Source organism: Klebsiella sp. Lac1 (assembly GCF_009825425.1).
In the GTDB taxonomy this organism is placed as follows: domain Bacteria; phylum Pseudomonadota; class Gammaproteobacteria; order Enterobacterales; family Enterobacteriaceae; genus Klebsiella; species Klebsiella electrica.
Genome location: NZ_VJZJ01000001.1, coordinates 1,145,499 through 1,161,738 on the forward strand (window position 1 = coordinate 1,145,499; position 16,240 = coordinate 1,161,738).

The following is a 16,240-nucleotide window of genomic DNA, read 5'->3' on the forward strand; positions in this document are numbered from 1 at the left end:
TTCAAGGAGGCGTCGTGGACGACTTTCTGGCATTAACTCTGGCGGGGCGTTTGCCCCACCATTTTCATGGCGAAACGGCGCATTTTCGCTGGCACTGGCTGGATTGCGGGGTGTTGCAACTGACGCCGCATGCGCGCTGCGAGCGGTCGCTGGTTCTGTCCGCGGGTATCCACGGCAATGAAACCGCGCCGGTGGAGATGACCCATCAGCTGCTACAGCAGCTGTTTAGCGGTGAGCTGCCGCTGCACTGGCGGATGCTGGTTATCTTCGGCAATCCGCCCGCGCTGCGGCAAAATAAGCGCTACCTGGACTGCGACATGAACCGGATGTTTGGCGGGCGCTGGCAGGGTTTTCCCGTCAGCGACGAAACGGCCAGAGCGCGTCAGCTGGAGCAGGTGTTGACGCGGTTTTATGCTGGCGGAACGGGCGGCCGCTGGCACCTTGATTTACATACCGCGATTCGCGGGTCGCTGCATACGCGCTTTGGCGTGCTGCCGGCGCGTGAAGCTCCGTGGGATGAGGATTTTTTGCGTTGGCTGGGCGGCGCCGGGCTGGAGGCGCTGGTCTTCCATCAGCAGCCGGCGGGGACATTCACCCATTTCAGCTGTGAACGTTTTGCCGCGCTCTCCTGTACCCTGGAACTCGGGAAGGCGTTACCGTTTGGCGCTAACGATCTGGCGCAATTTAGCGTCACCCAACGGGCGCTAATGCGTTTGCTGGTGGGCGACATGACGGTTGTTGACGCCGAGCCGGCGCCGCTGCGCTATCGGGTGGTGCAGCAAATTACCCGCCATAGTGATAAATTTCATCTGTTTATGTCGGATCGGACGCTCAATTTTACCGCCTTTCCCGGCGGAACCCTGCTTGCCGAAGATGGCGATATTCGCTATGTGGTAGAAAAAGCGCAGGAGTTTGTTCTGTTCCCTAATCCGTCCGTGGCGCGGGGGCTACGGGCTGGGTTGATGCTGGAGCGTTTACCGTAGCCTCGGGCCGAATATTTTGCCGCTCATCCGGGCGGCTGTTTAATTTCGGATGGTGACTTTTTCGCGCAATCTTATTTTTTCGTGCGCTGGAGTCTGATTGCGGATTATTCCTGGATAAATGCTTTGTTTTTAATCTTTGCTGCTTTATAATCCATAAAAACCATCTAAAAACAGTAAGTTATTTATTTTCTGTTGCAATTCCCTCCTTAATTTCCTTATTTTCTCCACAATTGGTGAGAAAATGTTTTTTACACTTTCATTGTTTTACTCTTGCTCTGACTAATTGACGATAAACGTCGTAAAGTTTATCTCGTCAACACGGCAACACGCCGTAAAAATAACTTAAAGTAAGGACCAGATATGAAGAAGATGACTGCTCTGTTTGTTGCCTCTACACTGGCTCTGGGTGCGGCTAACCTGGCTCACGCTGCCGATACCACCGCCGTTCAGACCGATAGCAAACCGATGATGCACCATAAGGGTATGCATGGCGGCCAGCATGAAATGATGTTTAAAGGGCTGAATCTGACCGATGCGCAAAAACAGCAGATTCGCGACATCATGAAGGACCAGCGTGAAAATATGAAACGCCCGTCGCTGGATGAACGCCGCGCGATGCATGAGCTTATCGCCAGCGATACCTTCGATAAAGCGAAAGCGGAAGCGCAGATCGATAAAATGGAGGCGCAGCACAAAGCGATGGCGCTTTCCCGTATGGAAACCCAGAACAAGATTTACAACATTCTGACGCCGGAACAGAAAAAACAGTTCAATGCGAATTTTGAGAAGCATCTGACAGAACGCAACGCGGCAGAAGGTAAAATGCCCGCATCAGCTGAATAACTCAGCGCTTTGAATGAAGACCGCCGGTCTTGCCCAACATACGCCGTCAGGCATTGGGCAGGACCGGCGGTTTTTTTTGCCCTAACGGGGGGGAGAGCGGATGCAGCGTAAAGCAGCCACTCAGCAGCGGTTTACAGAGAATTTTGTAGCCGTCATGATCGAAACTGGCCGACTGGCGCGTTAAGGACTCTGCCTGCTCCAGCGTCTCGACCGCTCCCAGCCACAGCCAGTTATGAATGACGTGATAGTGGGTGAGGTCTGGACCTTTCTCTTCCAGCGCGATGGCCCCAGGCCACGGCCAGCACACCAGCTGCATCTGCGCCATCCGGGCGCGAAGTCTTTCATGATGCGCGGCAAGAGTTTCCTGGCCGCAGCAGGCGCCGGCGCAGCGTCCCAGCGCGTGCCGGAAACAGGCGCGGCCCGCAGTGAGCGTCTCCAGTCCCAGCAGCCCGTAACAAAGATGCTGTTCGTCTGCGAGGGTTTGCAGCGCCTGCAGCGCTGCCCGCCGGTTGGCGAACAGGCCGTACAGATGATTCTGGTGGGAGAAATCAACCTCGCGGGCGTACACCACCTGCGGGCGAGCCCCTTCCAGCCGCAACGAGCAGAGCTGCTTATTACGCCGCAGGCGCTTATTAAACAGCGGCTGGCGTTCTTTAATCAACTGCGCCTCCAGCAGCAGCGCACCCAGCTCTCCCGCGGTACGCTGCCAACTGATGCTTCGCGCCTGGCGCAGCATGGCCGCCTCTTCGGGCGTACGCAGGTGCGACAGCACCCGACTGCGGAGATTCACGCTCTTACCGATATACAGCGGGAGCGTCTCGCTCTCACCGTGAAACAGATAAACGCCCGGCAGAGTAGGCAGCGCCTCCACCCATGGACGCAGATGTTCGGGATATTCATAGATAGCCGCCGCCTCGAATTCCAGACGCGGGGCAGATTGCCTTCTCACTACACGGGCTCCTGATGCTGGTTATTTGTCCAGTATAGCAGGGCGTTCAGGCAGCGAAAAGTACAAAAAATAACCCCGGCGGTGGCCGGGGTCAGCGAAATGCAGGGCGCGCGTTATTTTTTCCAGAAGTCGTCGAAAACGGTGATCGGCGTCCGGCGCTTATGCTCGGTTTTCAGATACCAGCCTTCAATAATTCTGGCGATGCCCGCATCCAGCGTTTTGCCTTCCAGATAGTCATCGATATTGTCGTAGGTCACCCCCAGCGCAACTTCATCCGGCAGAGAGGGGCGGTCGTCTTCCAGGTCGGCGGTCGGCAGCTTCTTATACAGATGCTCCGGGCAGCCCAGCAGCGCCAGCAGCTGCTTGCCCTGGCGCTTATTGAGACGGAAGATAGGGTTGATATCCGTGCCGCCGTCTCCGTACTTGGTAAAGAAGCCGGTAATCGCCTCAGCCGCATGGTCAGTGCCTACCACCACACCGTGGGTCATCCCGGCAATGCTGTACTGCGCTTTCATGCGTTCGCGAGCTTTCTCATTGCCGCGAACAAAGTCGCTAAGCTCAATACCGGCCTCCCGCAAGGCCTGCTCGCTGGCCAGGACGGCGCCTTTAATATTTACCGTCAGCACCCGATCCGGCTGGATGAAGGCGATCGCATCCTGGCAATCCTGCTCATCCGCCTGGACGCCATAAGGCAGGCGTACGGCAATAAACTGCAGCTTTTCATCGCCGGTTTCGGCCCGCAGTTCAGTGATGGCCTGCTGACAAAGTTTGCCTGTCAGGGTTGAATCCTGGCCGCCGCTGATTCCCAGAACCAGTGACTTAATAAAAGGGTAGGTCTGCAAGTACGACTTCAAAAAGTCCACGCTGCGGCGAATTTCACCCTCAGCATCGATCTGGGGCTTTGCGCCCAGCGCCTGAATAATTTCTTGTTGTAGCGTCATCGCGCCCTCCGGAAAGTGAATCTGTTTGGCTGCCAGTAAGGGTTAAAGCTACCTCTTTGCCGGGAAAACGACAAGGATCACAGAATTGAGTGGCGTAAAAGAAAGCAATCAACGACATAGGTTTTTTTTATTAGAAAGAGCTTAAATTTGCCCCTTTTGTACCTTCGGCTTGAAAAATAACGCTATTTATTCCAGGCTTATTAACACGCAGAATAAAAGAGGACGGAATATGAACAACAATTTAACTGGATTTCTGGGCGCAGCAGCCGTTTTGACCATGCTGGCAGGTTGTACGGCTTACGATCGTACCGCCGATCAGTTCACGCAACCGGTCGTCAAAGATGTCAAAAAAGGTATGACCCGCTCGCAGGTCTTACAGATTGCGGGTAAACCGTCTTCTGAGGTTACCATGATCCATGCCCGCGGAACCTGTCAGACCTATATCCTCGGTCAACGGGATGGTAAAATTGAAACCTACTTTGTTGCCCTCGACGATACCGGCCGCGTGATGAACTCCGGCTACCAGACCTGTGCGGAGTACGATACCGACCCGCGTAACAGCAAGTAGTGCAACATGCTGGGATCTACGAAAGCCCGACCACTGGTCGGGTTTTTTTATGACCGCTAATGCTTATTTAATTGCGCGAATTATTTGGGGGAAATGTGAAGGTAGTCAAAACGCGAGGTCAATGAGAGACAATTTTGATTAACCAGGAATTATCCAGGCATCCGAACGATGCCGTATACTCAATGCATAAACAATACTAATTGAATGATGACCTGTCTTACCCGGCCTTCAGACAGAAAATGGTACTGAGGCCGCCAGGTTTTACACATTGAGGAAGCGCTCATGGAAAAGAAACACATCTATTTGTTTTGCTCGGCTGGAATGTCAACTTCACTGCTGGTCTCTAAAATGCGTGCGCAGGCGGAAAAATATGAAGTGCCGGTCATCATCGAGGCTTATCCTGAGACACTTGCGGGAGAAAAGGGCCCTGAAGCCGATGTCGTATTATTAGGCCCACAAATCGCGTATATGCTTCCTGAAATTCAGCGGCTGTTACCAAATAAGCCGGTGGAAGTTATCGACTCTGTACTGTATGGCAAAGTCGATGGTTTAGGTGTACTGAAAGCGGCCGTTGCGGCCATTAAGAAAGCTGCTGCACATTAATTTAATTTTAAAACTCAATATCTTTTCGGTTTTCGCTGAATCAATAGTGCGCTAAGGCACTATCTTATTTGCCGGAATAGCGCAAGGTGAGAGTTTATTTTCCCGTCAAAGAGTAATTTCATACATCTATGCCGTAATGATTCGATTACGGCTTTTAAGGGTATTTGCTATGAGTAAAGTGATTGATTCGCTTGAAAAGGTACTCCTTCCTTTCGCAGTGAAAATAGGAAAGCAACCGCACATTAATGCGATTAAAAACGGCTTTATTAAATTAATGCCGTTGACCCTCGCCGGGGCTATGTTCGTATTAATCAACAACGTTTTTCTGAGTTTTGGTGAGGGTTCTTTCTTCTATTCAATGGGGATTCGCCTGGATGCTTCCACCATTGAAACGTTAAATGGCTTTAAGGCCATCGGCGGCAACGTTTATAACGGGACGTTAGGAATTATGTCGTTGATGGCGCCGTTCTTTATCGGTATGGCGCTGGCTGAAGAGCGTAAAGTCGATCCGCTGGCCGCGGGGCTGCTATCGGTCGCCGCCTTTATGACCGTCACGCCGTACAGCGTGGGCGAGGCCTATGCGGTCGGCGCGAACTGGCTGGGTGGGGCAAACATTATCTCGGGTATGATCATTGGCCTGCTGGTGGCGGAAATGTTCACCTTTGTTATCCGCCGCAACTGGGTTATTACCTTGCCGGACAGCGTTCCGGCCTCGGTATCACGCTCATTCTCGGCGCTGATTCCGGGCTTCCTGATCCTCTCCGTGTTCGGCATTATCTCCTGGCTGCTGGCCAACCATGGCAGCAACTTCCACCAGATCATCATGGACTCCATCTCCAGACCGCTGGCGTCGATGGGCAGCGTGGTGGGCTGGGCCTACGTTATCTTTAACTCCCTGCTGTGGTTCTTCGGCGTACACGGGTCTCTGGCGCTGACCGCGCTGGACAACGGCATCATGACCCCGTGGGCGCTGGAAAACATCGCGCTGTACAACCAGTACGGTTCCGTTGAGGCGGCCATCGCTGCGGGCAAAGAGTTCCACTTCTGGGCCAAGCCGATGCTGGACTCTTACATCCTGCTGGGGGGCTCCGGGGCCACACTCGGTCTGATTATCGCTATCTTCATCGGCTCACGCCGCGCAGATCACCGTCAGGTGGCGAAACTGGCGCTGCCGTCAGGCATCTTCCAGATTAACGAGCCGATTCTGTTTGGTCTGCCGATTATCATGAACCCGGTAATGTTCATCCCGTTTGTCCTGATTCAGCCGATTCTGGCCGCGATTACGCTTGTTGCCTACTCGATGGGGATTATCCCGCCGGTGACTAACCTGGCGCCGTGGACCATGCCTACCGGCCTCGGGGCGTTCTTCAACAGTAACGGGAGTATCGCCGCACTTTGCGTGGCGCTGTTCAACCTCGGGGTGTCGGTGCTGGTTTACCTGCCGTTCGTCGCGGTCTCCAACAAGGCACAGGCGGTTATTGAAGAGCAGGAAAGCGAAGAAGATATCGCTAACGCGCTGAAATTCTGATGTCGAGCGGTACGGGAGCTTTCCCGTACCGCCTGAGAAATGAGGAAATAGTATGTTTGATCTGGATAATATCGAAGCGGTTGACGTACCTGAGAACGATCTCGAAGAGGTGGTGATGGGGCTGATTATCAACTCCGGACAGGCCCGTAGCCTGGCCTATGCTGCACTTAAGCAGGCCAAGCAAGGGGATTTCGCCGCCGCCAAAAATATGATGGAACAGTCGCGAATGGCGCTGAGTGAAGCGCATCGCGTGCAGACGCAGCTCATTGAAAGCGATGAAGGCGAAGGCAAAATGAAGGTCAGTCTGGTACTGGTCCATGCGCAGGATCATTTGATGACCTCCATGCTGGCGCGTGAGCTGGTCGCCGAATTGATTGAGCTGCATGAGAAGGTACAATAGGCCATCTACACGATGAGGCAGCCAAAGATGATCACCACTGAAATCAGTACCGCGCGGGAACAGCAGCTTTTCAACGGGAAAAATTTTCATGTGGTTATCTACAACAAAACGGAAAGCGTAAGCGGGCTTCACCAGCATGATTATTACGAGTACACCATCGTTTTAACCGGGCGCTATTATCAGGAAATCAATGGCAAGCGGGTATTGCTGGAGCGCGGGGATTTCGTCTTTATCCCGATGGGGTCGCACCACCAGAGTTTTTATGCTTTTGGCGCGACTCGCATTCTTAACGTCGGTATCAGCAAAAGTTTCTTTGAGAAACACTATCTGCCGCTGCTGCCGTTTGGTCTGGTTGCTTCGCAGGTCTACGCGGTAAAAAGCACCTTTCTCAGCTACATCGAGTCGGTTATCGCTTCGCTGAACTTTCGCGAAACTGAGTTTGACGAATTTATTGAACTGGTCTCGTTTTATACCATTAACCGTTTACGGCATTATCGCGAGGAGCCAGCGCAGGATGTCATTCCGCAATGGCTGAAAAATACCGTCGAAGATATGCACGATAAGCTGAAATTTGGCGAAGGCGCGCTGGAAAATATGGTCGCCCTCTCCGGGAAAACACAGGAATATTTAACCCGGGCAACCCAACGCTATTATGGTAAAACGCCGATGCAGATTATTAATGATATTCGCATCAATTTCGCCAAGAAGCAGCTGGAAATCACCAACTACTCGGTAACCGATATTGCTTACGAGTCGGGGTACAGTAGCCCAAGTCTGTTTATTAAAACATTCAAGAAGCTGACCTCATTTACGCCAAGCAATTACCGAAAACAGCTGACCAGCATTAATTAACCGGAGCGGGTTATTCCGCGTCAGGACATATTCAATTTAACTTTCCGTTTCTATGCGGAGGGCGGACTACGGTCAATTCGTAGTGCCACAAGGGAGAATATAATGAGCCAGAAACTAAAAATTGTCACTATCGGCGGCGGCAGCAGTTATACCCCGGAGTTACTGGAAGGGTTTATCAAACGCTATCACGAACTGCCGGTAACGGAATTATGGCTGGTTGATGTCGAAGAAGGACGGGAGAAACTCGATATTATCCATGCGCTGTGCCAGCGTATGGTGGAAAAAGCGGGCGTTCCGATGCAGGTTTACAAAACGCTGGATCGTCGCGCCGCGCTGGAAGGGGCGCATTTCGTCACCACGCAACTGCGGGTTGGCCAGCTGAAGGCGCGTGAAAAAGATGAGCGCATTCCGCTCAGCCACGGCTACCTCGGGCAGGAGACTAACGGTGCTGGTGGCCTGTTTAAAGGTCTGCGTACCATTCCGGTGATTTTTGATATCGTGAAGGATGTACAGGAGATCTGCCCGGATGCCTGGATCATCAACTTTACCAACCCGGCGGGGATGGTCACCGAGGCGGTGTATCGCCACACCAACTTTAAGCGCTTTATCGGCGTGTGTAATATTCCGATCGGCATGAAAATGTTTATCACCGATGTGCTGCAGTTGAGCCCGGAAGATGAACTGCATATCGACCTGTTTGGTCTCAATCACCTGGTGTTCGTTCGCGATGTGCTGGTGAATGGCAAATCGCGCTTCGATGAACTGCTCGATGGCGTTGCTTCCGGTACCCTGAGCGCCAACTCGGTGAAAAACATTTTCGACTTACCGTTCAGCGAAGGGCTGATCCGCTCGCTGCGCCTGATTCCGTGCTCCTATCTGCTCTACTACTTTAAACCTAAAGAGATGCTGGCCATCGAAATGGGTGAGTATTACAAAGGCGGCGCGCGAGCCCAGGTGGTGCAGAAGGTCGAAAAACAGCTGTTCGAGCTGTATAAAAACCCGGATCTGAAGGTCAAACCAAAAGAGCTGGAGCAGCGCGGCGGCGCCTATTACTCCGATGCGGCCTGTGAAGTGATCAATGCTATCTACAATGACAAGCAGGCCGAGCACTACGTAAACATCCCGCATCATGGCCACATTGATAATATTCCGGCGGACTGGGCGGTGGAGATGACCTGCACGCTCGGCAGTGAAGGGGCGACGCCGACGCCGCGCATCACCCATTTCGATGAGAAGGTGCTGGGGCTGATTTATACCATCAAAGGCTTTGAAGTGGCGGCCAGCCAGGCCGCGATCAGCGGCGAGCTGAACGACGTACTGCTGGCGCTTAATTTGAGCACGTTGATTCACTCTGACCGCGATGCCGAGCAGCTGGCGCGTGAAATGATCCTCGCGCACGAAAAGTGGCTGCCAAACTTTGCCGCGACAATCGAGCAACTGAAACAGTAACGGGAGGGCTGATGGAACGCGTGTTAATCGTTAATGCCGACGATTTTGGCCTGAGTAAAGGCCAGAACTACGGCATTATTGAAGCCTGTAAAAATGGCCTGGTCACCTCGACAACGGCGCTGGTTAACGGGGCGGCGATTAGTCATGCGGCCCAGCTGAGCCGCAGCGTGCCGGAGCTGGGGGTCGGGATGCATTTTGTCCTGACCCTGGGCGAGCCTTTATCGGCGATGCCGGGTCTGACCCGCGACGGGCGACTGGGGAAGTGGATCTGGCAAATGGCGGAAGAAGATAGCCTGCCGCTGGATGAAATCGCCCATGAGCTGGAGTGCCAGTATCACCGGTTTATTGCGCTGTTTGGCTGCGAACCGACGCATATCGACAGCCATCACCACGTGCATATGATCGCCGGGATTTATCCCATTGTCGCCGCATTTGCCCGCGAGAAGGGGGTGGCGCTGCGTATTGATCGTCAGCTCGCTCAACGTGACAAACTGGCGCAGGATACCGCGCGCAGCAGCGACGGTTTTACCAGCGAGTTCTACGGCGAGGCCATCTCGGAGGCGCTGTTTTTACACACCCTGGACGCCTCTATCCAGCGGGGAGAATCATCGCTGGAGGTGATGTGCCACCCGGCGTTTGTGGATAACACCCTCATGGGCAGCGCCTATTGCTACCCGCGACTGGCGGAGCTGGATGTCCTGACCTCGGCATCACTGAAGTACGCGGTGGCCGAGCGTGGGTACCGTTTAGGCACCTACCGCGACGTTTGATATCAAAGCGCAGGGGAAGACCTCATCTTCCCCGCTATTTTACCGGTTCCTGCCAGACTTCACATCCGTATGCGAAGAGACACGTAAGGGGCGACGAAAGGGGATGCAATCGGCTATGATAACCCTTCTGTCTCCCGCTTTGTTTAGTGAATCTATCGGTTATGAAAACACTTCGCCAACAAAATCGCCCTGTCATTAGCTACGTGCCTCGGGTGGAACCCGCCCCGCCGGAACACGCCGTCAAAATGGACGGTTTTCGCGATGTGTGGCTGTTGCGCGGCAAGTATGTTGCCTTTGTGCTGATGGGAGAGCATTTCCGCCGTTCGCCGGCGTTTAGCGTACCGGAGTCGGCGCAGCGCTGGGCCATACAAACGCGACAGGAAGGCGAAATCGCCTCCTGAATACGGCTTAAAAATAAAAAACCGCAGAGCGGTGGGCTCTGCGGTTTTTTTATGCCTGCCAGCCTGAGGTTATGCTGTCGTCAGTCTGGCCACGGCGTCGGCGATACCTTGCCGGGAGGGCGATTAGCGATGCGCCAGTTCGGCGTCGTCTTCGCTGTCGAGAATCGTTTTATCGGTCTGGCGCAGCCATTGGCTGGTCAGGGTACCGGCGGTCATTGAACCGCTGACGTTCAATGCCGTACGACCCATATCGATCAGCGGTTCGACGGAAATAAGCAGGGCCACCAGGGTCACCGGCAGGCCCATGGCCGGCAGGACGATCAGCGCCGCGAACGTTGCGCCGCCGCCGACACCTGCAACCCCTGCGGAGCTGACGGTGACGATGCCGACCAGCGTGGCTATCCACAGCGGATCAAACGGGTTGATGCCGACAGTCGGTGCCACCATCACGGCCAGCATCGCCGGGTAGAGACCCGCACAACCGTTCTGACCGATGGTGGCGCCAAAGGAGGCGGAGAAGCTGGCAATTGATTCCGGTACGCCCAGACGACGGGTTTGCGCTTCGACATTCAGCGGAATCGACGCGGCGCTGGAGCGACTGGTGAAGGCGAACGTCAGGACCGGCCACACCTTGCGGAAGTATTTCAGCGGGCTCACGCCGTTAATCGCCAGCAGCAGACCGTGAACCACAAACATAATGCCGAGGCCAATGTAGGAGGCAACCACGAAGCTGCCGAGCTTGATGATGTCCTGCAGATTGGAACCGGCCACCACTTTGGTCATCAGCGCCAGCACGCCGTACGGCGTTAACTGCATGACCAGGCGCACCAGCTTCATCACCCAGCTTTGCAGGGTATCGATGGCAGTCAGGACGCGTTGGCCCTTCTCAACGTCATCTTTCAGCAGCTTCAGCGCCGCGACGCCGAGGAAGGCGGAGAAGATAACGATGCTGATGATCGAGGTCGGGTTCGCGCCGGTCAGGTCGGCAAACGGATTCTTCGGTACAAAAGAGAGAATCAGCTGCGGTACGCTGAGATCGGCGACTTTACCGACATAGTTGCTCTGAATCGCATTCAGACGTGCGGTTTCCGCGCTGCCCTGCACCAGCCCTTCGGCGGTCAGACCAAACAGGTTGGTCACCAGCACGCCGACCAGCGCCGCAATCAGCGTGGTAAACAGCAGGGTACCGATGCTCAGGAAACTGATTTTCCCCAGCTGCGAGGCATTATGCAGACGGGCGACAGCGCTGAGAATAGATGCGAAAACCAGCGGCATGACGATCATCTGCAGCAACTGGACATAGCCATTGCCGACGATATTGAACCATTGAATGGAGTCTTTCAGCACCGGGCTGTCGGAGCCATAAATCAACTGCAGCGCCAGGCCGAACACCACGCCAATGACGAGGCCGAGCAGTACTTTTTTGGCGAGGCTCCACTGTTTGTGGCGGGTTTGCCCCAGCGCAAACAGCAAAACCGCGAACACGATAACGTTCGCTATTAATGGAAAATTCATCCCCGTTCTCCTGATAGGTTTTTATCTGGCCGGTCTGTTACCAGCTCTAATGGCGCAAGGTTAGCAGAAGAGGAATTCATTACTTATATTCAAATGGAATGGGTTATAACTATTTTGACTGTTTCGTTTGTTTATCGTCCGGTCTGGTGACTAATAAAACGATTAAAGGTTATCTGCAGTGAATTAATCATCCCCGAAGACCAGCGCACCGCGCTGTTTTCAGCGAAAGTTTGCGGCATCCAGACGGCGTAAACGAACAGCGCCATACAGAGCGCTCGCTCCAGCTGGTTACCTTTACGCGGCGCGAGGATCGGCAGGCGGAAGCGCCAGCGGCAGGGCCACAGCAGCGGCACGCCCGCCGGGGTGAGCATATCGGCAAGAATATGGCTGAGATAGCCAAGCACCAGCCCCTGCACGGCGTCGGCGGGCACGAACCAGCTTTCCGGCACTTTCAAATAAAACAGCGTGATAGCGCCAAAAACCGCCAGCAGACTATGGGTGAACCCGCGGTGACCAAAGGCGCGGGCGACGGGCTTCGATATCCAGCTTAGCCGCTGCCCGAGAAATGACCTGGGATGATCGATATCCGGCAGCAGGCAGGTCAGTACCGCTGAGGGAACAATATGCCACCAGTCACCCTGTGCCAGTACGGGGGTTAATTCCGCATTTTTCGCAAATACCGCACAGGCGATAGAAAAGAGGAGATGGCCTTCCGCCGTCATGATAAAAACCCTAAACTGTCAATTCATACAGTATAGGGTTTTTATACAGTGCGCGAAAGAGGTGACGGTGTAACTCTTTGTCACAAAATTATCAACGCGCCAGCCAGCCGCCATCAACCGCCAGCGTATAGCCATTGACGTAATCCGCGGCCTGCGACGCCAGGAATACCACCGGACCCTGTAAATCACCCGCAACGCCCCAGCGTCCGGCCGGGATACGGTCGAGGATCTCTTTGCTGCGATCGGCATCATCGCGCAGTTGCCGGGTATTCTCGGTGGCCATATAGCCGGGAGCGATGGCGTTGACGTTAATATTCTGTCCGGCCCATTCGTTGGCCATCAGGCGGGTTAACCCGAGCACGCCGCTCTTTGATGCCGTATACGAGGGGACGCGAATCCCGCCCTGAAACGAGAGCATAGAGGCGATGTTAATGATTTTTCCGCCGCTGCCCTGCTCAATGAACTGTCTGGCGACCGCCTGCGATAAAAAGAATACCGACTTGAGGTTGAGATTGAGGACGTCGTCCCACTCTTTTTCGCTAAAGGTAAGCGCATCGGCGCGGCGTATGGTACCGGCGTTATTCACCAGAATATCTACCCGTCCCATGGCGGAGACGGCTTTCGCGACGATGTCGGCGATAGCATCCTGATGGCTGAGGTCTGCCTGGATGGCGGTAAATCGCCGTCCCAGCGCCAGCACCTGTTCGGCCGTTTGATGTGGGATCTTACGATTGACGCCGACGATATCGCAGCCGGCCTGGGCAAGGGCCAGCGTCATTCCCTGGCCCAGACCGGTGTCACATCCCGTCACGATGGCGACCTTACCCGTCAGGTCGAAGGCGTTAAGTACCATATGCACCTCTGTATGCTGATTTATGCGCGTAACCACGCCGTTTTTTCAAGCATAGGGGGTGCAGAACGGAAAAACAATAAAAAATAAAACGGTGTTTTATTTTTTATAATCGGGCAACCGCGCCGATCACTGGCCGGAAAGGGGGCCGCAAAGTCCGCTGGCGGTGAGGGATTCCAGCGTCGTGAGCTTAACGTCTGCCAGTACAAAACGCGGATCGTGGTGATTTTCCTCGGCCGGAACGACGACAGAGCGCATGCGGGCGGCCTTACTGGCGATCATACCGTTGACCGAATCTTCCAGCGCGACGCAGGCCATCGGGTCCACGCCCAGGCTGGCGGCGCAGTTGAGATAGACCTGAGGATGGGGTTTGCTGTACGGCAGCGATTCGGCAGAGGAGAGGGCGTCAAATTGTTCGCGCAGTTCAAACATGGTGAGGACCTTTTCCAGCATCCGCAGCGGCGAGGCCGACGCCAGGCCAACCTTCAGCCCCTGCGCTTTACACAGGGCAACGGCTTCGCGTACGCCGGGTAACAGAGGGCGGGAGGCTTCAACCAGCTCAATCGCGCGGCTGATAATGCGGGCGGTGACTTCGTCACGAGCCGGGCCTTGCCACGGCTGCTGGGCAAACCACAGGTCCACCACCAAATCGATGCGCAATCCCAGCATATCGGGCAGCTCATCGCGGCGGCTGATATCGACTCCGAGGCTTTCAATGACCTCCAGCTCCGCCTGATCCCATAGCGGCTCGGAATCAATCAGTAATCCATCCATATCGAAAATAGCGGCATGAATTTGTCGCCTGGCTGACATAAGTCCTTCTCCTGTAGCGCAAGTAGATAACGAATTTGTCCTCATGGTATATCATACCGCGCATTATTGGGCGAAATTCGCCGCTGAGGGTAGACTTAGACGGTGATGAAAGCGTCTTAAACAAGGGGAATCCATGACGTATCAACAAGCTGGACGCATTGCAGTGCTTAAACGTATTTTAGGGTGGGTGATTTTTATCCCCGCGGTGATTTCAACGCTGATTTCGGTACTGAAGTTTATGTACGAACACAGTGAAAAAAAACCGGGCATTGATGCGGTACTGATGGATTTTGCACACGTCATGATTGAAATGATGCGTTTTAATACGCCATTCCTTAACTTTTTCTGGTACAACTCGCCGCTGCCGGATTTTAAACACAGCCTGAATATTGGCTTCTGGATTATCTATATTCTGGTGTTTGTCGGCATGGCGCTGCAGGCGTCAGGCGCGCGCATGAGCCGCCAGGCGAAGTTCCTGCGTGAAGGGGTGGAAGATCAGCTGATTCTTGAGCAGGCGAAAGGAGCGGAAGGGCTCACGCGCGAGCAAATTGCGGAGCGTATCGTGGTGCCTCGTCATACGATTCTGGTGCAGTACTTTCCACTGTACATCCTGCCAGTTGTCATGATTGTCCTCGGCTATGTCTTCTTCTCGCTGCTCGGATTCCTGTAAAAATGGCCCGGCACGCCGGGCGCTTTGTTACTCGCCGGGTATCGCGCGCGGCTTACCCTGATTGTCGACCGCCACGTAGATAAACAGCGCTTCCGTGGCTTTGTAACGTTGGCCAATCGGCTCAGACGACACTTTTTTCACCCAGACTTCGATGTTGATGGTGATCGAGGTGTTACCGCGTTTCACGCAGCGCGCGTAGCAGCACACCACGTCACCCACGGCGACCGGCCGTAGAAAGGTCATGCCGTCAACGCGCACGGTTACCACACGGCCTTGCGCAATCTCTTTGGCCATAATCGCGCCGCCGATATCCATCTGCGACATCAACCAGCCGCCAAAAATATCGCCATTGGCGTTGGTGTCCGCTGGCATTGCCAGGGTGCGTAAAACCATTTCACCCTTTGGGGTGAGATCTGATGTTGTCATTCTGTACTCTGTGCTGGTCAAAGAGGATCAGCGCGATGCTACTATGAAAACGGCGGGGTGAAAACAGGGGAATACGCCCGCGGCTGCGGATGTGGGGATTCAGAAGCAGAGGATAACGCTGGCGCTACTGGCGCGCCGGGATTGTGACAGAGCGAAGCGCGCGCGTTTTCGCGATAAATTTGCTTAACGAACAGGCTGCTGATACCGGTAGCCCGCCAATAAACGGCCTGAGAGGTGCGTAGGCCGCTCAGCAGATGTGCTGTATCGGCGAAGAGGCAGACAGGCGATTCTCAAGAGAAAGCGCGGCCAACGCCGAAAACGAGAAGCAGGCGATGAGAGGGGAACAGGCAACGCAAGAAGGGCGGGGGCAGAAGCGCTACCCCCGGCTTCGCAATTAGTGGTTATCATCCTGCGGCATATGGCGATAGATATATACGCCGCTCAACAGGGTGAAGACCAGCGTCAGCGCCGTCAGGCCGAAGACCTTGAAGTTGACCCAGATATTCTGTGGCAACCAGAATGCGATGTAGATATTGGCCAGACCGCAGAGAATAAAAAACAGCGCCCAGGCAAGGTTCAGACGTGACCAGACCTGCTGTGGCAGGGTCAGCTCTTTTCCGAGCATGCGTTGAATCAATGGTTTTTTCATCACCCATTGGCTGAACAGCAAGGCGCCGGCGAACAGAGCGTAGATCACCGTGACCTTCCATTTTATAAACTCATCGTTATGGAAGAAAATGGTCAGGCCGCCAAATACGGCAACCAGCACAAAGGTAATCAGCGCCATCTTTTCGACTTTACGATAGCGTACCCAGGTATAGATCAGCACGATAGCGGTGGCGATAATCAGCGCGGTGGTTGCGGCATAAATATCGTAGAGCTTGTAGAAGGCGAAAAAGACTACCAGCGGTAAAAAATCCAGAAACTGCTTCATACATCGGACCCGTCGTTCAGATA

General features: G+C 54.3%; 19 protein-coding genes. 11 read left to right on the top strand and 8 right to left on the bottom strand.

Features of this window, described 5'->3' with window-relative positions; all coding sequences use genetic code 11:
- The first annotated feature begins 14 nt into the window (after window positions 1-14).
- Together astE and spy are read left to right on the top strand one after the other, a co-directional pair.
- Complete coding sequence (astE, locus tag FNY10_RS05420; protein ID WP_160703722.1) at window positions 15-983, top strand: succinylglutamate desuccinylase; 969 nt, start codon at window positions 15-17, stop codon at window positions 981-983.
- A 360-nt stretch (window positions 984-1,343) separates the two neighbouring features.
- Window positions 1,344-1,826 carry an ATP-independent periplasmic protein-refolding chaperone Spy gene (gene spy, locus FNY10_RS05425; protein ID WP_100686077.1) on the top strand — a complete coding sequence of 161 codons (483 nt, stop codon included), beginning with the start codon at window positions 1,344-1,346 and terminating at the stop codon, window positions 1,824-1,826.
- A gap of 46 nt (window positions 1,827-1,872) precedes the next feature.
- Here spy and cho read toward each other — a convergent pair whose 3' ends face one another.
- Both cho and nadE read right to left on the bottom strand, forming a co-directional pair.
- Window positions 1,873-2,775: an excinuclease Cho gene (cho, locus tag FNY10_RS05430; RefSeq protein WP_160703720.1), complete on the bottom strand. Its 903-nt coding sequence runs from the start codon at window positions 2,773-2,775 to the stop codon at window positions 1,873-1,875.
- 113 nt (window positions 2,776-2,888) lie between these two features.
- The gene (gene nadE / locus FNY10_RS05435; protein ID WP_141964841.1) at window positions 2,889-3,716 is read right to left on the bottom strand and encodes an ammonia-dependent NAD(+) synthetase; all 828 of its coding nucleotides are present in this window, start codon (window positions 3,714-3,716) and stop codon (window positions 2,889-2,891) included.
- 229 nt (window positions 3,717-3,945) lie between these two features.
- Between nadE and osmE the strand changes: the two genes are divergently transcribed.
- The 8 genes from osmE to cedA all read left to right on the top strand — a co-directional run bounded on the left by osmE (window position 3,946) and on the right by cedA (window position 10,287).
- Window positions 3,946-4,284: an osmotically-inducible lipoprotein OsmE gene (osmE, locus tag FNY10_RS05440; RefSeq protein ID WP_131049672.1), complete on the top strand. Its 339-nt coding sequence runs from the start codon at window positions 3,946-3,948 to the stop codon at window positions 4,282-4,284.
- Window positions 4,285-4,566: 282 nt separating this feature from the next.
- Entirely contained in the window at window positions 4,567-4,887 is a 321-nt protein-coding gene (gene chbB / locus FNY10_RS05445; RefSeq protein WP_100686081.1) for a PTS N,N'-diacetylchitobiose transporter subunit IIB, read from the top strand.
- Window positions 4,888-5,056: 169 nt separating this feature from the next.
- Window positions 5,057-6,415 (top strand): PTS N,N'-diacetylchitobiose transporter subunit IIC, encoded by a 1,359-nt coding sequence (chbC, locus tag FNY10_RS05450; RefSeq protein WP_100686082.1) that lies wholly within the window; start codon window positions 5,057-5,059, stop codon window positions 6,413-6,415.
- 52 nt (window positions 6,416-6,467) lie between these two features.
- A complete protein-coding gene (chbA, locus tag FNY10_RS05455; protein WP_100686083.1) occupies window positions 6,468-6,815 on the top strand; it encodes a PTS N,N'-diacetylchitobiose transporter subunit IIA in 348 nt (115 codons plus the stop codon).
- A 27-nt stretch (window positions 6,816-6,842) separates the two neighbouring features.
- Entirely contained in the window at window positions 6,843-7,667 is an 825-nt protein-coding gene (gene chbR, locus FNY10_RS05460; RefSeq protein WP_100686084.1) for a transcriptional regulator ChbR, read from the top strand.
- 102 nt (window positions 7,668-7,769) lie between these two features.
- Window positions 7,770-9,116 carry a 6-phospho-beta-glucosidase gene (locus FNY10_RS05465; RefSeq protein ID WP_160703718.1) on the top strand — a complete coding sequence of 449 codons (1,347 nt, stop codon included), beginning with the start codon at window positions 7,770-7,772 and terminating at the stop codon, window positions 9,114-9,116.
- An 11-nt stretch (window positions 9,117-9,127) separates the two neighbouring features.
- Complete coding sequence (gene chbG, locus FNY10_RS05470) at window positions 9,128-9,886, top strand: chitin disaccharide deacetylase (RefSeq protein WP_160703716.1); 759 nt, start codon at window positions 9,128-9,130, stop codon at window positions 9,884-9,886.
- Between the two features lie 161 nt (window positions 9,887-10,047).
- Entirely contained in the window at window positions 10,048-10,287 is a 240-nt protein-coding gene (cedA, locus tag FNY10_RS05475) for a cell division activator CedA (RefSeq protein WP_202395396.1), read from the top strand.
- A 123-nt stretch (window positions 10,288-10,410) separates the two neighbouring features.
- On the opposite strand, the gene FNY10_RS05480 is transcribed toward cedA, so the two are convergent.
- From FNY10_RS05480 to hxpB, 4 genes are all read right to left on the bottom strand, one after another.
- Entirely contained in the window at window positions 10,411-11,802 is a 1,392-nt protein-coding gene (locus FNY10_RS05480; RefSeq protein WP_100686088.1) for an L-cystine transporter, read from the bottom strand.
- A gap of 131 nt (window positions 11,803-11,933) precedes the next feature.
- Window positions 11,934-12,524, bottom strand: a complete 591-nt coding sequence (locus FNY10_RS05485) for a metal-dependent hydrolase (RefSeq protein ID WP_100686089.1) — start codon at window positions 12,522-12,524, stop codon at window positions 11,934-11,936.
- Between the two features lie 91 nt (window positions 12,525-12,615).
- Window positions 12,616-13,377 carry a 2-dehydro-3-deoxy-D-gluconate 5-dehydrogenase KduD gene (gene kduD / locus FNY10_RS05490; RefSeq protein ID WP_160703714.1) on the bottom strand — a complete coding sequence of 254 codons (762 nt, stop codon included), beginning with the start codon at window positions 13,375-13,377 and terminating at the stop codon, window positions 12,616-12,618.
- A gap of 126 nt (window positions 13,378-13,503) precedes the next feature.
- Window positions 13,504-14,187, bottom strand: coding sequence for a hexitol phosphatase HxpB (gene hxpB, locus FNY10_RS05495; RefSeq protein WP_131049668.1), 684 nt, complete (start codon window positions 14,185-14,187; stop codon window positions 13,504-13,506).
- A gap of 133 nt (window positions 14,188-14,320) precedes the next feature.
- On the opposite strand from hxpB, the gene FNY10_RS05500 reads away from it, so the two are divergent.
- The gene (locus FNY10_RS05500; RefSeq protein ID WP_100686091.1) at window positions 14,321-14,857 is read left to right on the top strand and encodes a YniB family protein; all 537 of its coding nucleotides are present in this window, start codon (window positions 14,321-14,323) and stop codon (window positions 14,855-14,857) included.
- A 27-nt stretch (window positions 14,858-14,884) separates the two neighbouring features.
- Here FNY10_RS05500 and yciA read toward each other — a convergent pair whose 3' ends face one another.
- Both yciA and FNY10_RS05510 read right to left on the bottom strand, forming a co-directional pair.
- Window positions 14,885-15,283 (bottom strand): acyl-CoA thioester hydrolase YciA, encoded by a 399-nt coding sequence (yciA, locus tag FNY10_RS05505; RefSeq protein ID WP_131049666.1) that lies wholly within the window; start codon window positions 15,281-15,283, stop codon window positions 14,885-14,887.
- A gap of 394 nt (window positions 15,284-15,677) precedes the next feature.
- Window positions 15,678-16,217, bottom strand: coding sequence for a septation protein A (locus FNY10_RS05510; protein WP_004860967.1), 540 nt, complete (start codon window positions 16,215-16,217; stop codon window positions 15,678-15,680).
- Window positions 16,218-16,240 lie beyond the last annotated feature (23 nt).

Bases quoted from the DNA above. Each gene is read 5' to 3' on its own strand.
- spy (WP_100686077.1), top strand. From the start codon at position 1,344: ATGAAGAAGATGACTGCTCTGTTTGTTGCCTCTACACTGGCTCTGGGT.
- nadE (WP_141964841.1), bottom strand. From the start codon at position 3,716: ATGACGCTACAACAAGAAATTATTCAGGCGCTGGGCGCAAAGCCCCAG.
- osmE (WP_131049672.1), top strand. From the start codon at position 3,946: ATGAACAACAATTTAACTGGATTTCTGGGCGCAGCAGCCGTTTTGACC.
- chbB (WP_100686081.1), top strand. From the start codon at position 4,567: ATGGAAAAGAAACACATCTATTTGTTTTGCTCGGCTGGAATGTCAACT.
- chbC (WP_100686082.1), top strand. From the start codon at position 5,057: ATGAGTAAAGTGATTGATTCGCTTGAAAAGGTACTCCTTCCTTTCGCA.
- chbA (WP_100686083.1), top strand. From the start codon at position 6,468: ATGTTTGATCTGGATAATATCGAAGCGGTTGACGTACCTGAGAACGAT.
- chbR (WP_100686084.1), top strand. From the start codon at position 6,843: ATGATCACCACTGAAATCAGTACCGCGCGGGAACAGCAGCTTTTCAAC.
- FNY10_RS05465 (WP_160703718.1), top strand. From the start codon at position 7,770: ATGAGCCAGAAACTAAAAATTGTCACTATCGGCGGCGGCAGCAGTTAT.
- chbG (WP_160703716.1), top strand. From the start codon at position 9,128: ATGGAACGCGTGTTAATCGTTAATGCCGACGATTTTGGCCTGAGTAAA.
- cedA (WP_202395396.1), top strand. From the start codon at position 10,048: ATGAAAACACTTCGCCAACAAAATCGCCCTGTCATTAGCTACGTGCCT.
- FNY10_RS05480 (WP_100686088.1), bottom strand. From the start codon at position 11,802: ATGAATTTTCCATTAATAGCGAACGTTATCGTGTTCGCGGTTTTGCTG.
- FNY10_RS05485 (WP_100686089.1), bottom strand. From the start codon at position 12,524: ATGACGGCGGAAGGCCATCTCCTCTTTTCTATCGCCTGTGCGGTATTT.
- kduD (WP_160703714.1), bottom strand. From the start codon at position 13,377: ATGGTACTTAACGCCTTCGACCTGACGGGTAAGGTCGCCATCGTGACG.
- hxpB (WP_131049668.1), bottom strand. From the start codon at position 14,187: ATGTCAGCCAGGCGACAAATTCATGCCGCTATTTTCGATATGGATGGA.
- FNY10_RS05500 (WP_100686091.1), top strand. From the start codon at position 14,321: ATGACGTATCAACAAGCTGGACGCATTGCAGTGCTTAAACGTATTTTA.
- yciA (WP_131049666.1), bottom strand. From the start codon at position 15,283: ATGACAACATCAGATCTCACCCCAAAGGGTGAAATGGTTTTACGCACC.
- FNY10_RS05510 (WP_004860967.1), bottom strand. From the start codon at position 16,217: ATGAAGCAGTTTCTGGATTTTTTACCGCTGGTAGTCTTTTTCGCCTTC.